This is a genomic window from Rhizocola hellebori (assembly GCF_016862955.1).
GTDB classification, from domain to species: Bacteria; Actinomycetota; Actinomycetes; order Mycobacteriales; family Micromonosporaceae; genus Rhizocola; species Rhizocola hellebori.
On the sequence record NZ_BONY01000028.1, the window covers coordinates 47,676 to 61,717 of the forward strand.

Annotated in this window: 15 protein-coding genes; 9 read left to right on the forward strand and 6 right to left on the reverse strand. The window is 67.8% G+C overall.

Annotation, left to right across the window (positions count from 1 at the left end; all coding sequences use genetic code 11):
• Positions 1–41 precede the first annotated feature (41 nt).
• Genes Rhe02_RS22930 through Rhe02_RS22945 form a run of 4 tightly spaced genes read right to left on the reverse strand, consistent with a single transcriptional unit; the run spans position 42 to position 3,799 of the window.
• Positions 42–938: a sugar kinase gene (locus tag Rhe02_RS22930; RefSeq protein WP_203910376.1), complete on the reverse strand. Its 897-nt coding sequence runs from the start codon at positions 936–938 to the stop codon at positions 42–44.
• Positions 926–1,747, reverse strand: a complete 822-nt coding sequence (locus tag Rhe02_RS22935; protein ID WP_203910377.1) for an SDR family NAD(P)-dependent oxidoreductase — start codon at positions 1,745–1,747, stop codon at positions 926–928. The genes Rhe02_RS22930 and Rhe02_RS22935 overlap by 13 nt, the downstream gene beginning before the upstream one ends.
• A 37-nt stretch (positions 1,748–1,784) precedes the next feature.
• Positions 1,785–2,636: a dihydrodipicolinate synthase family protein gene (locus Rhe02_RS22940; RefSeq protein ID WP_203910378.1), complete on the reverse strand. Its 852-nt coding sequence runs from the start codon at positions 2,634–2,636 to the stop codon at positions 1,785–1,787.
• Entirely contained in the window at positions 2,633–3,799 is a 1,167-nt protein-coding gene (locus tag Rhe02_RS22945) for a mandelate racemase/muconate lactonizing enzyme family protein (RefSeq protein ID WP_203910379.1), read from the reverse strand. The genes Rhe02_RS22940 and Rhe02_RS22945 overlap by 4 nt, the downstream gene beginning before the upstream one ends.
• A 55-nt stretch (positions 3,800–3,854) precedes the next feature.
• Here Rhe02_RS22945 and Rhe02_RS22950 point away from each other — a divergent pair, with 55 nt between their 5' ends.
• Genes Rhe02_RS22950 through Rhe02_RS22985 form a run of 8 tightly spaced genes read left to right on the forward strand, consistent with a single transcriptional unit; the run spans position 3,855 to position 11,382 of the window.
• A complete protein-coding gene (locus tag Rhe02_RS22950; RefSeq protein WP_203910380.1) occupies positions 3,855–4,652 on the forward strand; it encodes an IclR family transcriptional regulator in 798 nt (265 codons plus the stop codon).
• Positions 4,649–5,521, forward strand: coding sequence for a carbohydrate ABC transporter permease (locus Rhe02_RS22955; protein ID WP_203910381.1), 873 nt, complete (start codon positions 4,649–4,651; stop codon positions 5,519–5,521). Before Rhe02_RS22950 ends, Rhe02_RS22955 begins: the two co-directional genes overlap by 4 nt.
• Complete coding sequence (locus Rhe02_RS22960; RefSeq protein WP_203910382.1) at positions 5,518–6,324, forward strand: carbohydrate ABC transporter permease; 807 nt, start codon at positions 5,518–5,520, stop codon at positions 6,322–6,324. The genes Rhe02_RS22955 and Rhe02_RS22960 overlap by 4 nt, the downstream gene beginning before the upstream one ends.
• Before the next feature lie 24 nt (positions 6,325–6,348).
• Positions 6,349–7,623 carry an extracellular solute-binding protein gene (locus tag Rhe02_RS22965; protein WP_203910383.1) on the forward strand — a complete coding sequence of 425 codons (1,275 nt, stop codon included), beginning with the start codon at positions 6,349–6,351 and terminating at the stop codon, positions 7,621–7,623.
• Positions 7,620–8,231, forward strand: a complete 612-nt coding sequence (locus tag Rhe02_RS22970; protein WP_203910384.1) for a bifunctional 4-hydroxy-2-oxoglutarate aldolase/2-dehydro-3-deoxy-phosphogluconate aldolase — start codon at positions 7,620–7,622, stop codon at positions 8,229–8,231. Before Rhe02_RS22965 ends, Rhe02_RS22970 begins: the two co-directional genes overlap by 4 nt.
• Positions 8,232–8,236: 5 nt before the next feature.
• Positions 8,237–9,088, forward strand: coding sequence for a glycoside hydrolase family 88 protein (locus tag Rhe02_RS22975; RefSeq protein ID WP_203910385.1), 852 nt, complete (start codon positions 8,237–8,239; stop codon positions 9,086–9,088).
• Positions 9,085–10,227, forward strand: a complete 1,143-nt coding sequence (locus tag Rhe02_RS22980) for a mandelate racemase/muconate lactonizing enzyme family protein (protein ID WP_203910386.1) — start codon at positions 9,085–9,087, stop codon at positions 10,225–10,227. Before Rhe02_RS22975 ends, Rhe02_RS22980 begins: the two co-directional genes overlap by 4 nt.
• A gap of 15 nt (positions 10,228–10,242) precedes the next feature.
• Entirely contained in the window at positions 10,243–11,382 is a 1,140-nt protein-coding gene (locus Rhe02_RS22985) for a glycoside hydrolase family 16 protein (RefSeq protein ID WP_203910387.1), read from the forward strand.
• On the opposite strand, the gene Rhe02_RS22990 is transcribed toward Rhe02_RS22985, so the two are convergent.
• A complete protein-coding gene (locus tag Rhe02_RS22990; protein WP_203910388.1) occupies positions 11,379–11,852 on the reverse strand; it encodes a hypothetical protein in 474 nt (157 codons plus the stop codon). The genes Rhe02_RS22985 and Rhe02_RS22990 overlap by 4 nt on opposite strands.
• Before the next feature lie 18 nt (positions 11,853–11,870).
• On the reverse strand, positions 11,871–12,158 hold the full coding sequence (locus tag Rhe02_RS22995) for a hypothetical protein (RefSeq protein WP_203910389.1): 288 nt from the start codon (positions 12,156–12,158) through the stop codon (positions 11,871–11,873).
• Positions 12,159–12,306: 148 nt separating this feature from the next.
• Between Rhe02_RS22995 and Rhe02_RS23000 the strand changes: the two genes are divergently transcribed.
• The gene (locus Rhe02_RS23000) at positions 12,307–14,031 is read left to right on the forward strand and encodes an ABC transporter ATP-binding protein (RefSeq protein ID WP_239123996.1); all 1,725 of its coding nucleotides are present in this window, start codon (positions 12,307–12,309) and stop codon (positions 14,029–14,031) included.
• The last annotated feature ends 11 nt before the right edge of the window (positions 14,032–14,042 follow it).

A 14,042-nucleotide genomic window follows, 5' to 3' on the forward strand; every position in this document is an offset into this window, starting at 1 on the left:
AGCACTCACTCCGCAATCGAATATCGCTCGCGGCTGAACGCTCACCCCCGAGTGGCGGCGGGCTTGGTGAGGAGGGCTCGGCCGGTGGCTGGGTCGGGTAGGCCGGCGGTGTCGCCGTGGGCGGCCACGACGCCTGCCGCGAGAACGCTGCCGATGTGAGCGGCGGCGGCGGGGGAAGCACCGCGTAAGCGGGCGGCGAGGTAGCCGCCGGCGAAGGCGTCGCCCGCGCCGACCGGGTCGACGACCTCGGTCGCGTAGGACGGCAGGTGACCGCCGCGGAAGTAGCAGCCCTGCGCACCCGCCTTGAGGATGACCTCGCCCGGGAACGCGGCGAAGACGTCGGTGGTGCCGAAGATGAGGTGTGCCTCGTCGAGGCCGAGGATGAGGATGTCGACGTGGGGCAGTAGCAGACGGGCGAAGGCGGCCTGGTCGTCCAGCGGGCCGAGGCCGGGGCGGAAGTTGGGGTCGAAGGCGAGCCGCACCCGCGGGGCGAGGTGCAGCACCGCGGCACGCGGACCGTCGCCCAGCGCGGCGGTGATGCCGGAGACGGCGACCAGCCCGGGACGTGCTGCGAGCAGCCGGTCGGCGTCGGAAGTGTCCATTGTGGACGCAGCTGACCCCTTGCGGTAGTAGTAGACGCGCCTTTCCCCGTCGGGTTGGACGTCCTTGAGAAACAGGCCGGTGGGGTGATCCGGGTCGGTCATGGCGAGCGCCGTGGACACGCCGAGGCCGTCCAGGCCGGCGAGGACCCGCTCGCCCAGCGGGTCAGCGCCGACCCGGGTACACAGCGCGGTGGCGATGCCCAGCCGCGCGGCGGCGGCGCAGAGGTTGAACTCGGCCCCGGCGATGTGAACGTCGACGGCCGGAGCGGTGGCAAGCGAGGTCGATTCGAAGAGCACCATCGCCTCGCCGAGACCGGCGAGTTCTAGCTCAGCCATCGCGCCCGCAGATCGGGCCGGATGAAGGCGGCGGGCGACGCGATGGAAAGGCCGCCGTCGACCGGCAGCACCACGCCGGTGACGAAGGTCGCGCCAGCCAGGAAGTGCACTGCTTGCGCTACTTCTTCGGGGGTACCGATCCTGCCGAGCGGATACCCCGCCGCCGCGTCCGGGACGCCGGTAGGGCCGATCATGCCGGGGGCGACCGCGTTGACGCGGATTCCGCGCGGGCCGTATTCGAGCGCGAGCTGGCGTACCAACCCTTCCAGGCCAGACTTCGCCGCCGCGTAGGCGGGCACGCCGGGCGCGGCGAGCGTGGCGTTGACCGAGCTGACCGCCACCACCGCGCCCCCGGCACGCATGTGCGGCAACGCCGCCCGGCTGACCGCGAAAGCGGTGCCGAGCGTCGCCGTCATCGCGGCCTGCCACTGCTCGTCGGTGGTGTCGGTGATAGGCGAAACCGGCATCGCCGCCGCGGCGAGCACCACCACATCGATGCCGCCCGCCAAGTCGATCACAGCCGCAACGGCCCGCTCCGCGCCGTCAGCGGTCGAGCAGTCAAGCCCCAGCAAAGCCAGCAAACCGCCCCCGCTGCCGGTGCCCGGCGGCACTGCGGTGTTGCTGGCGGTTGGAGGCGCGGCGGTGTTGCTGGCGCCTGGTTGCGGTGCGACGGCGGTTTCGGGTGCGGGCACGGTGTTGGTGGGGCTGGGCTGTGGCAATGAGACTGCCACGACCGCGTCGGCGGCGAATGCCGCGCAGATTGCCTGGCCGATCGGCGAGCTGGCGCCTACCACGAGCACGCCTTTCATCGCGCGGCCGGTGCGGCGCTGGGAGGTGGGTGTTGGGTCATATCAGTTCCAGGTCGCGCAGGATGTCATCGAGGTAGGCAAGGGTGGCGGGATCGGCGTCGGAGGCGGGGGAGCGCACCGTGGCCGAGGCGATGATGCCGCGCCGCACGAGCACATGTTTGTGGATGGACCAGGCGATCCCGGGCTGCAGGCCGAACCGGATGAGGGGCAGCAGGCGGTTGAACTCCTCGCGTGACCGGGAGCGCAGCACCGGCGCGAGCAGGTCGGGGAACTCGCACGCGGGCATGGTGCCCACCGCGCCGCGGGCGTACTCCTCCAGCACGAAAAGGGCGTTCTGCCCACCGAGCACGAGGAAGTCCGGTGAGGTGGCCTGGACGACCGCGCCCACCTTCGGCGCAGTGGGCTGGGTCTCCACCTTGACCGAGGCCACACCCTCCAATTTGGACAGCTCGGCGATCAGGGGCACCGGCATGTTGACCCCGGTGGGGCCGGGCGCGTCCTGGACCATGACCGGCAGCCCCCCGGCCGCGGCGACCTCGCCGTAGAAGTCGACAAGCTGGGCCTGGCTCGGCTTGACCATGTAGGGCGGCAGCACCATCGCCGCGCCGGCCCCGTGCGACGCGGCGAGGCGGGTCTGCTCGACCGCCTCCCGCACCGCGGTCGCGCCCACCCCGGCGACCACCGGAAGGCCGGACCGGACAACGGTTTGGAGGATCTGTACGCGTTCCGCCGTGGTCAGCGCGAAGCCCTCGCTGGCGAAGCCGAAGACCGCGACCCCGTCCACGCCCGACGCGACCTGAAAGTCGACAAGCCGCTGCAGCGATTCCAGATCGAGCTCGCCCGACGGGTGGAAAGGGGTGGCCAAGACGGGGATGAGGCCGGTGGTCATGCATCCTCCTGGAGCGCGCTCAGATCGACCTCAACGCCGAGGCCGGGAAGGTGGGGCAGGGCAAAGCTCACCGGGCCGCCGGGCAGTCCGGTGGTGAGGATGGTGTTGGCGACAGCCATGGTGCCGGGCTGGAACTCGAAAGCGGGCATGTTCTCGATGGCGGCGCTCACATGCAGACCGGCCGCGACGGCGACGCCCAGGCCGACCGAGTGGTGCGGGGCCACCGGGAGGTGGTGGGAGTCGGCGAGCGCGGCGATGGCCATGGCCTCGGTGATCCCGGTCCGCCCGACATCGGGCTGGCAGAGGTCGACCGCGCGGGCCTGGATCCATTCGCGGAACTCGTACCGGTTGCGCATCGCCTCCCCGACCGCGATCGGTGTCATCAGCGCGGCGGCAAGTTCCCTATGCGCGGCAACGTCTTCAGGCGCAAGGGGGGCCTCGAAGAACCAGGCGTTCCGCTCATCGAGCCCGCGCCCGAGGCGCAGCGCGTCGGCGAGCGAGTAGGCCCAATGCGCGTCCACGGCGACCCGCAGCGAGGGGTGTGCCGCGCGGACCGCGTCGAAGGTGGCCAGGTCGCGCTCGACCCCGTAACCGAGGTGCAGCTTGATGGCGCGAACCCCCTGGGCGGCCCACTGCCCGGCCAGCTCCGCACGCTCCGCGTCGGTGGGCTTGGGCAGCCCGGACACGTAGGTGGGGATGTCCTCGCGGAACGCGCCGCCGAGCAGGGCGTGCACGGGGAGGCCGAAGGTCTTGCCGGTGACGTCCCAGAGCGCGATGTCGACCGCGGCGAGGGCGTCGGCCTGATGCCCGGCCAGGTGGCCGCGCTCGCGCATGAGCCCGCTGAGTTTCGTCCAAAGAGGACGGACGCGGGTGGGGTTCTCGCCGATCAGAACGGGGCGCAACAGCCGGTCGACGATGGCCTTGACCACCTCGGGGGCGACCGGTGCCAGCGCTTCACCCCAGCCGAAGGTGCCGTCGTCGCAAGTGATCCGCACCAGCAGCGTCTCGAACCGGTCGGAGTAGAGGCTGCGCCACGGCGGGCGCAGGTAGTAGTCCGAGCTGTCCACTTTGTCCGGACGGGCACCCAGGTAGGGGGTCGGCGCCCGCAGCTTGACCACATAAGACTCCACCTCCACGACCTTTTGGTTGACGGCTTGCAACATGCGGGATATCTTTCCGTACCACGCAAGCAACTTTCAAGAGCGAGTCAGGAGAAACATGGCCGCGGAGTCTGGAAGTAACCAGAGCGTCGAAAAGGCCCTTGGCGTGCTGCGCGTGTTCACTGCCGGCCGTGCTGAGCTGCGCGTTTCCGACGTGGCCAAGGCGGCTGAGTTGACTTTGTCGACAGCTTCCCGGCTGCTGGCGACCCTCGAGACCGCCGGATTCGTCGACCGCGACCCGGTCAGCGGGCTCTACCGCCTCGGCCTGGACATGGTCTCCCTGGGTGGCGCGGTCCTCAACAACCACCCGGTGCATCGCGAGGCGCGCCAGATCGCGCAGAACCTCGCGGCTGAGCTGGGTCTGGGCGCCAACGTCGCGGTGCGGCGCGCAGACCAGCTCTTCTATCTGCTCAACTTCGAGGGCCGGCAGGCGCCGCGCTCTTTCGTGCTCACCGGGCAGCGCAATCCGTTGCACGCCACCGGTTTGGGCAAGGCCCTGCTCAGCGGGCTCACCGCGCAGGAAAGGCGCACCCTGCTGCCGACCCTGACCCCCTATACCAACCGCACCCTGACCTCACATGAGGCCCTCGACGAGGAGCTGGCCAAGTCCACGGCGCGCGGCTACTCCACGGAGGTGGAGGAGCTGGCGCACGGCAGGGCTTGCGTTGCCGCCGCAATCCGGGACAGTTCGGGCGCAGTGATCGCCGGCCTGTCCGTATCCGGCCCACTGTCTGCAATCGACTTGCAGAATAGAGAGCAAGCCCTGGCCAGCACCGTGATCGAAGCAGCCGACTCGATCAGCATCGGCCTCGGCTACGTCGGCCCCCACCCCATCCCCGCCCTGGCCGTCGCATGAAGCAGGGGCGGTCGCTGTCCAACGGCACGTTTGGGTTCCTGCTGACGCTGCCGGCGGTGGTGCTGTTCGGGGCGATCGTGCTCTATCCGCTGATCGGCTCGCTGACCACCAGCGTGTTCGAGCAGAGCCTGGTCGCGCCCGGGCGCGCCTTCGTCGGGCTGGAGAACTTCCGGCACGTGCTGGCCTACGACTTCTGGCCGGTGCTGCAGAACACGCTCGTGTTCACCGGGGCCGGCACGCTCGCGCCGTTCGTCATTGGGTTCGCGCTTGCACTTGCGCTCAACTCGAAGATGAAGGGGCGCGCGATCCTGCGCGGGGCGTTCCTGTTCCCCTGGGTGATCCCCGGTGTCGTGGTCTCCTTCGCCTGGCTGTGGATTTTCAACGCGAACTACGGCTTGCTCAACGGGATCCTGGTCCGGCTGGGACTTATCGACGCTCCGGTCAGCTGGCTGGGCGAGCCCGGTACCGCGATGATGGCCATTGTCGTGGCCAAAACCTGGGCCAGCTTCCCCTGGATCATGGTGATGCTGCTGGCGGGCCTGCAGACCGTTCCCGAGGTGCTGCACGAGGCGGCCGCGATCGACGGCGCGGGCACGGTGCGCCGCTTCTGGCACGTCACGCTGCCCCACCTGCGCGGCATCATCGGCGTCGTCGTCCTGCTCGAACTGATCTGGAACTTCCAGCATTTCGACACCATCTACGTGCTCACCGGGGGCGGCCCGGCCGGGGCCACCACCACCTTCGCCGTGGCTGTCTACGAAACGGCTTTCAAGGGTTTCGACCTTGGGCAGGCCGGAGCGCTTGGCGCGCTTTGGATGCTGCTGCTCTCCGTCCTGGTCGTCGTCTACGTGAAGGTGGCCGAACGGTGACAAAGCGAATTACGGTCTTCATCATCGGGGTGTTCGCCTTCGGCCCGGTCTACTGGCTGCTGGTCACCGCGCTGACCCCGACCGCCGAGGTGTTCACGTTTCCGCCTCGCCTGTGGCCCAAAACGGTGACGCTGGAACACTTCGCGAACCTCGCCGACAACCCGGCCCTGCTGCGCTACCTGACCAACAGCGTCATCGTGGCGAGCCTGACCGCGTTGCTCACCGTGCTTATCTCTTCCTACACCGCCTATTCGTTCTCGAAGTTCCGCTATCGGGGCCGCAAGTCGTTGATGTATCTCATCCTGGCCTCCCAAATGTTTCCGCAGGCGCTGCTCCTCATCACGCTTTACCTGGTGTTCTCCGCTTTCGGAATGCTCAACTCCTATCTAGCACTCATCCTTTCCTTCACCACTTTCACGCTGCCGTTGTGCGTGTGGATGCTCAAAGGCTTCTTCGACACCATTCCCGATGAGCTGCTGGAAGCGGCCAAAGTGGACGGTGCCGGGCAGGGCTCGATCATCCATCGCATCCTGCTCCCGGTTTCCCTGCCGGGGCTGGTCGCCACCGGGCTGTTCGCCTTCATCCGGGGCTGGAACGACTTCATTTTCGCGCTGACCCTCGCCGGCCCGGACAAGCAAACGCTGCCGCCGGGTCTTGTCAACACCTACCTGGGCGAGTTCCAGGCGGCCTGGCCCGATCTGATGGCCGCCTCGCTCGTCGTCTCCCTCCCCGTCGTCATCGGGTTCGTCATCCTGCAGCGCTACCTCGTCGCCGGCCTTGTCAGCGGCGCGGTCAAGGGCTGAGCTGTCCTTTGAAAGCGAGTCGAAATGTCCATCTCCAGAAGAGGCTTCCTCACCGTCGCGGCTGCCGGGGCGCTCGCGGCTTGCGCACCTTCCACTCCGGCGCCGACACCCGTTGCCGATCCGCTGAAAGATGATGGGGTCAAGGACTTCAACTTCACCGCGTGGTCGCTGAACGAGGCGTCCACCAAGGACGCGTTGCAAGCGATGGTGGACGGTTACGCCTCCACCAACACCGCGAAGATTACGACCGCGTCGTATCCGTACAACGACTACTTGAACCAGGTGCTGCTTCAGGTACGCGGCGGCACGCTGACCGGCGCGGTGCAGGTGGACGTCGCGTGGCTGGCAACCCTTGCCCAGACCGGAAAACTGGTCGATCTGGCTGGGCTGGCGGGCAAGGCCGACTACACCGAGTCGTCGCTGGGCATCGGCAAGGTGGCGGGCAAGCAGTACGGCATTCCGTGGACCAGCGCGGGCATCGGCCTCATCGGCAACAAGGCCCTGCTCGACCAGGCCGGCGTGACGACCGCCCCGAAGACGATCGCCGACTTCGAGACCGCGTTGCGGGCACTCAAGGCGCTGGGCAACGGTGTGGTGCCCTACGCCGCGATGACAAAGGTGGATCAGCTCAAGGACTTCATCGCGTGGATGTGGGCGTTCGGCTCACCGGTGGTCAAGGACGGGAAGATCGTCGTCGGTGACGACGCGAGTGTGGAAGCCCTTGTCTGGTACAAGAAACTCTATGACGAGAAGCTGATCGCCCCTGACGTCAACCGGTTCGACGCCCGTGCGCTTTTCGCGCAGGGCAAGGTGGGCTTCTACGAGGATGCGATCGGCGGCAAGGGCGCGGTCGTCAAGGCCTCGACCGACACCGCGCTCGCCTCGAAGCTGCTGCCGGTGTCGCGGCCGGTCAAGAGTGCCAGCGACAAGCCGGCGCATCTGGCCTGGGGCCACGCGCTGGTCGTGTTGCAGGGCGCGGGCGCGGCGGCGGCGAGCCGTTTCGTCAGCGCGTTGACCAGCACCCCCAGCTACAACGGGGAGTGGTTCAGGAAGACGGGCCTGCCACCGACCACCAAGGCGGGCCTGGGCACCTCGGAGGTCAAGAACGACGCCTTCACCACGGCGTTCACCAGCGCGATCGGTGGTTTCGTCTCGGCCGACCCGTTCTGGATCTACCCGAAGTTCGCGCAGATCCAGGGCGCTCTGGCCAACGGCGTGCAGTCGGCTCTGATCAACAAGGCGACCCCGAAGGAAGCATTGGCCGCGGCCAAGTCTCAGATGGAGGCGCTGACGTCGTGAGACTGATCGCCATCGTGCGACTGTCCACACCGGACAATGTGGTCCGCGTCTGCCAGGAGCTGGTGGACGCGGGCCTGCCCGGGGTCGAAGTCACGCTGAACACCCCGGGTGCGCTGGCGGCCATCGGCGCGCTCGGGGGCGCGGTGGGCGCGGGCAGTGTCCGCACCGCGGCGCAGGCGCGAGACGCGCAGAACGCGGGCGCCGCGTTCCTGGTCACTCCGACGACCAAGCCCGAAGTGTTAAGGGCGGCAAGCGTTCCCGTGGTCTGCGGGGCGCTCACCCCGACCGAGATCGACCTGGCCTCGTCCAGCGGGGCCGCCTACGTCAAGGTGTTCCCGGCTTCCGCGATGGGGCCGGGCTATGTCAAAGAGGTGCTCGCACCGATGCCGGAGCTCAAGCTCATCCCGACCGGCGGTGTCACGCTCGCCAACATCGGCGACTACGCCCAAGCTGGAGCCGTCGGCGTGGGCGTGGGAAGTGCTCTGGTCACCGAGGACATTGTGGAGCTGCGCCGCAGAGCGAAGCTGTTCATCGAGGCGGCTGAAGCGGCGTGGCGGCCTCGGAGCTCTCCCTTGGCGGATCCGCAGCTTGGGCGGACCGCCGGGTGAGGGCCTTGGCCGAGCTAGCGGCTGTTGCACGGCGAACGCTCGACTACCCCTACAAGATGTGGGGATTCGGCGAGGGAATGGCGCTGCTCGGCCTGCTGCGGGCAGGCGACCTTTTGCGCCGTGCCGAGTGGATCGACTTTGTGGCCGACCTGGTCGGGCCTACACTGCACGTCGCGCCGTCGCCGCTGGATCATCTCATCCCGCTCGAAGTTCTGGTGGAGCTCAAGCGTTTGCGGCCCGCGCTGGACATCGCCGACGCGACACAGCGGTTCGTGCGCGCCGCGACGGCGGGGCCGCACCGCCCCGATCTGGCCGGCCTGTCCACCCAGATCTGGGTCGACTGCCTGCACACCGACGGCCCCGGGCTGATGCTCGCCGGTCACCGGCAGGCGGCCGCCATTGCGGTGCAGCTCGGATGTGACCGCATGCAGCACGCCAGCGGCCTTTTCTCCCATGGCTTTGAGGTGGGTACCGGAAAAGCCAACGCGGTGCACTGGGGCCGTGGCCAGGGTTGGGCCCTGCACGGCCTGACCGCCGTCGACTCGCCCCACACCGCGAAGTTGTTGGACGCGCTGGCCCGTCACGAAGAAGACGGCAGCTGGCGCACCGTCGTCGACGACCAAGCCGCGCCCATCGAGCACAGCGTTTCCGCCCTCGTCGCCTCGGCCGTGCCACACACGCCGCTGGGCGAGCGCGCCCTGCGCGCCGCCCTCGCCGCCCTGGACTCCGATGGCGGCCTGCCCGTTTCCAGCGCCACCCCGGTCGGGTCCTATCTGGACCGCGAAACCGGCGTCTACCCCTGGGGCCAAGGCCCGCTCCTGCTGGCGTTGCTGCATATCGAAGGAAGTGAACGGTGAAGGTGTCGCGGGTGGAGGCGTTCGCGGTCAGGGCGGCGCAGGAGGGCCAGTACTGGGGAGCGCAGGCGTGGTCGGCCGCGTCCGACGCGAGCCAGGCGCGGCGGCGCTTCATCTACTCCGATCGGGTGGAGACCGTGCTGGTGCGGCTGGAGACCAGCGATGGCGTGGTCGGCTGGGGCGAGTCGAAAGCGCCGGTAGGCGCGGTGGTGACGGCGAAGCTGGTGGAAGAACTGCTCACGCCGATCGTGCTCGGGACCCGGGTGGACGAGATCACGCTCACCTGGGACCGGATGTACACGGGGATGCGGGTTCGCGGCCACGATGCCGGCTTCTGGCTGGAAGCACTGTCCGGTGTGGACATCGCGCTGTGGGATGCCTGGGCGCGCACGCTGAACCAGCCTTTGCACACGCTGATCGGCGGCCGGTACCGCGAATCGGTCCCCGTTTACGCCTCCGGGATCCCGGCCGGGCTCGGCGTGCAGGCCGCACACGAGCGCGCCCTGCAATACCGCGAGCGCGGGTTCCGCGCGACCAAGGTGGCCATCGGCAACGACCCCCGCCAGGACGTCGCCGTGGTCGAGGCGGTCCGCGACGTGTTCGACGAGGTCTACGCCGACGCGGCCGGCACCTACGACCTGCCGCAGGCGCTGGCCGTGGGCCGTGAGCTGACCCAGCTGCGGGTCGGCTTCTTCGAGATGCCCATCGCCCCCGAATACGTCGACGGGTACGCGACCCTGGCGGCCAAGCTCGACATCCCCCTCGCGCTCGACTCGCTGCCCAACCGGTACAGGGCGATGGAATTCCTCAAACGCGGCGCGCTGCACGTCCTGCAACCGGACGTGTGCCGCGCCGGTGGGATCACCGAGCTGATGCGCATCGCCCAGCTCGCCGATTCCTTTGGCGCGCAAGCCACCCCGCACGTGAGCATCGGCTCGGCCGTGCACTTCGCGGCGAGCCTGCAATGCGCCGCGGCCATCCCCAACTTCACCGTGATGGAGCACTGGGCGGGCGTCAACCCGCTCGGCGAGCCGATCGCGGCCGACCATCTTGACCCTGTCCAGGGCGTGCGTGTGGTCCCTCACGCGCCGGGCCTGGGCATCACCGTCGACGAAACGGCGGTGCGTCACCTGTCCCACTGAACAAAAGGAGAACGAATGCGCAAGCTCGCCCTCGCTTTAGCCCTGATTCTTCTCATCCCCACACCCGCCTACGCCGATCCGGTCGGCGGCACCGGCTGGACACTCGCCTTCAACGACGACTTCAACGGCACCGCCGTGGACACGGCGAAGTGGAATTTCCGTACCGACGTCAAGGGTTTCAGCGCCCAGCGACCGGAGAACGTGACGGTCTCGGGCGGGTTGATGAGCATCAACCTCAAACAGGAGTCCTTCGGCGGCAAGAGCTTCACCGGTGGTGGCCTGATCAGCAAGCAGGGCTTGCGCTACGGCTACTACGAGACGCGCGCCAAACTGAACGACGGGGTCGGCTGGCACACCTCGTTCTGGGCCATGGCGGGCGACGGCAGCACGACGTTCGGGCCGGAACGCCGTACCGAGATAGATGGTTTTGAAATTGATTCGAAGTCCTCGCCGACCGCGCTGAACACCATCCACTCCGGGGTGCACGCCTGGAACGGCGCCACCGATGTGCACAACGTGGGCACCACCTACAACTCCGGTCTGGACCTGAGGCAGTGGCACACCTACGGTTTCGAGTGGTCGGAGACATCGGTGAAGTTCTACGTGGACGGTGTGCTCAAGCACACCGCCGCCTACACCCCGACCCAGTGGACGCACGACCACATCAACATCTGGCTCACCAGCATCGGCTACGGCACCTCACCGGACCCGGCGTTCCTGCCGACCTCGGTGCAGTTCGACTACATCAAGTTCTGGCAGAAGGACTATTACGTCGACAACGACGGCCCGGGCGCCTACGGCTACTCCGAGACCGGCACCTGGTTCGACTCCACCCTGACCGGCTGGACGGTGAACTCGCCGACCCGCTACGCCCAGTGCCACAGCGCCGGGCACACCGCGACCTGGCGGCCGAACCTGGCCCAAGCGGGCAACTATCAGGTGTTCGTGCACAAGATCGTGCACAGCGGAAGCGACACCAATGCCCGTTACGACATCGCGGGCACCACCACCTACGTCAACGGCACCGCCGGCACCACGGGCTGGGTTTCCCTTGGTACCCATGCGCTTGCAGCCGGGACGGCCAGCTCGGTGAAGCTGACCTCCAGCGGGAGCGGATGCGCACGGGCCGACGCGGTGAAGTTCGTCCGGGTCTAGGTAAGGCCCGGGTCTAGTTCCTCGGCACGGGTGTGTGGCGCGCTGATCACCTTCGCGGCCTCCGCCACCCGCCCGCTGCCGCTGGTCCGATAGGCCTCCTCGGCCGCGGCCTGCTCAGCTGTCCCGATCTTGGTGTACATGCCGGCGGTCAGCAGCACCGACCCCAGCAGGAACAGCACGATGCACGACGACACGCTCTGGCCCAGATAGTTGTAGGGGCTGTGCAACACCAGCAGCCCGGCCATGCCGAGCAGGATGAGGAACCCGCCGGCCAGCTCGTAGAGGAAGTGGTGCCGATCGCGTCCGAAGAACACGCCCAGCAGCACCGGCACCGCCGCCACGATCATGACGATGGTGAAGGTGCCGTTGTCGCTCAGCACCAGCGGATAGGCCACCATGAGGACGGCGACGATGGCCGCGACCCCTCGGTAGAAGCCGCTGAGCGGGTGGTTCAAGGGGAAGTGGAACACGATCGGCCTCCCTCATCTTCATTCATCGGCCGCCCACTGCCGGGGCAGAGCCGGCTCCAAACCACGCTGATCGTATTCGTCCCACAGCTCGGTCCACTCCTCCCGCAACCTGAGCACCAGGTGCTCCTCGGTGCCGAGGTCGGGAGCTTCCCGCAGCATGGTGTCCAGATTAGCCAACCGTTCCCGCAGCTCGCCATCGTCGAGCCGGTCGGGCGGCGTAGTGATCTCGACATCGGCCATGACGCCGTCGTCGGCGATCCGGGTGATCGGGTCATCGATCTGGAGTTGCTGCTCTTCGTCAGTCACCACCCCGCTTTACCCCGCCCATGATGATTCACACGTCTCGTACGGATCATGCCCAGTGGGCAAGTTGGCTAAAGTAGACGCTGTGCGCTATCGAGAACCGAAGGCAGCTATTGATCCCGACTCCACGAAGCCCTGGTTACGACGCGCAATGCCAGTGGTGTTGGCGCACAAGTGGTTGCTCATCACCTCGCTGAGCTTGTCCCTGGTCGGGCTGCTGGTTCAGGTGCAGATCCCGAATCTGGTCCGGATAGGCATCGACGCGGCTTTGGTAGCGAAGACCGCTAGCTTGACCAGATATGTCTGGCTGATCGCCGCGTTCGCCGTGATCCAAGGTGTGATCAACTATCTGGCCCGCCGGTACCTGCTGCGCACCGCCTACGAAATCGAATACGACCTGCGCAACGTCCTCTACTCCCACCTGGTCCGGATGCCGTTCGGTTTCTACGACAAGGTGCAGACCGGCGAGCTGATGTCACGGTCGGGCTCGGACATCCGCGCGGTCCAGATGTACCTGGCCTTCGGCCCGGCCATCCTCGTGCAGTGCACCATCGCCATCTTCGCGTTCGTGCTGATGCTCTCGATCAACGTGCCGCTGGCCATCGTCGCGATGGCGGCCATGCCGGTGGTCGCGGTGCTCGGCGTCTACGCCCGCCGCGCCATCTTTCCGGTCTCCTGGCTCATCCAGGCGCGCCTAGCCCGCATCGCCACCACCGTCGACGAAAACGTCAACGGGGTGCGCATAGTCAAGGCCTTCGCCACCGAACAGCGCCAGCTCACCCAGCTGGCGGGCGAGGCCGACCGGCTGCGCTGGGCCTACCGGCGCGAAGCGGAGATCCGCAGCTGGTGGTCGCCAACGCTGGAAAGCCTGCCGCGCCTGGGCCTGGCCCTGGTGCTGCTCTTCGGCGGCTGGATGGTCATCGACGGGCACACCTCGGTCGGCACCATCGTCGCCTTCAACTCCTACGTGCTCATGCTGCAGCCGCCGTTCCGGATGCTCGGCATGCTGATCATGCTTAGCCAGCGGGCAGCCGCGTCCGCGCAACGCATCTACGAAGTTCTGGACACCAAGACCGACATCATCGACGGCACCGTCAGCGCGCCTCTTCGCGGTGACATCTTTTTCGACCACGTCGGATTCGAGTACCCGTTGGGCACCAAGGCTTTACACGGCCTGACCCTGCGCGTGCACGCGGGCGAAACCGTGGCGATCGTGGGCCGCACCGGTTCCGGCAAGTCCACTTTGGGCCGGCTGCTGGCCCGCTACTACGACACCACCTCCGGCGCGGTCCGCCTCGACGGCCGCGACGTGCGTGACTACCGGCTGGCAACGCTGCGCGAACAGGTCGGCATCGTGCCCGACGAGCCGTTCCTGTTCTCGCTTTCCATCCGCGACAACATCGCCTACGGGCGTCCCGACGCCCCGCTGGACGAGGTGGTGAACGCCGCTCTTGCCGCCGGGGCCGATGCCTTCATCCGTGAGCTTCCCAAGGGGTACGACACCGTGGTGGGCGAGCGCGGCTACACGCTGTCGGGCGGTCAGCGGCAGCGCATCGCGATAGCGCGCGCACTCCTGATCAACCCGCCGGTACTGGTCCTAGACGACGCCACCAGCGCCATCGACGTCACCGTCGAGCACGCGATCCATGCCGCGCTCAAGGACCTGATGGCCGGGCGCACCACCCTGATCGTGGCGCATCGCCTGTCCACCATCGCGCTCGCCGACCGGGTCATCCTCGTCGAGGACGGCCGGGTCGTCGCCGACGGTACCCACCGCGAGCTGCTGGCCACCGATCCGCGCTACGCCGCCGTGCTAGCCGAAATCTCTGAAGTCTCCGATTCCGACTCCGCCGATGACGAGGTGGCTTTGGCATGAGCGAGCTTGTC

Bases quoted from the DNA above. Each gene is read 5' to 3' on its own strand.
- Rhe02_RS22940 (WP_203910378.1), bottom strand. From the start codon at position 2,636: ATGACCACCGGCCTCATCCCCGTCTTGGCCACCCCTTTCCACCCGTCG.
- Rhe02_RS22930 (WP_203910376.1), bottom strand. From the start codon at position 938: ATGGCTGAGCTAGAACTCGCCGGTCTCGGCGAGGCGATGGTGCTCTTC.
- Rhe02_RS22985 (WP_203910387.1), top strand. From the start codon at position 10,243: ATGCGCAAGCTCGCCCTCGCTTTAGCCCTGATTCTTCTCATCCCCACA.
- Rhe02_RS22955 (WP_203910381.1), top strand. From the start codon at position 4,649: ATGAAGCAGGGGCGGTCGCTGTCCAACGGCACGTTTGGGTTCCTGCTG.
- Rhe02_RS22965 (WP_203910383.1), top strand. From the start codon at position 6,349: ATGTCCATCTCCAGAAGAGGCTTCCTCACCGTCGCGGCTGCCGGGGCG.
- Rhe02_RS22945 (WP_203910379.1), bottom strand. From the start codon at position 3,799: ATGTTGCAAGCCGTCAACCAAAAGGTCGTGGAGGTGGAGTCTTATGTG.
- Rhe02_RS22950 (WP_203910380.1), top strand. From the start codon at position 3,855: ATGGCCGCGGAGTCTGGAAGTAACCAGAGCGTCGAAAAGGCCCTTGGC.
- Rhe02_RS22935 (WP_203910377.1), bottom strand. From the start codon at position 1,747: ATGAAAGGCGTGCTCGTGGTAGGCGCCAGCTCGCCGATCGGCCAGGCA.
- Rhe02_RS23000 (WP_239123996.1), top strand. From the start codon at position 12,307: ATGCCAGTGGTGTTGGCGCACAAGTGGTTGCTCATCACCTCGCTGAGC.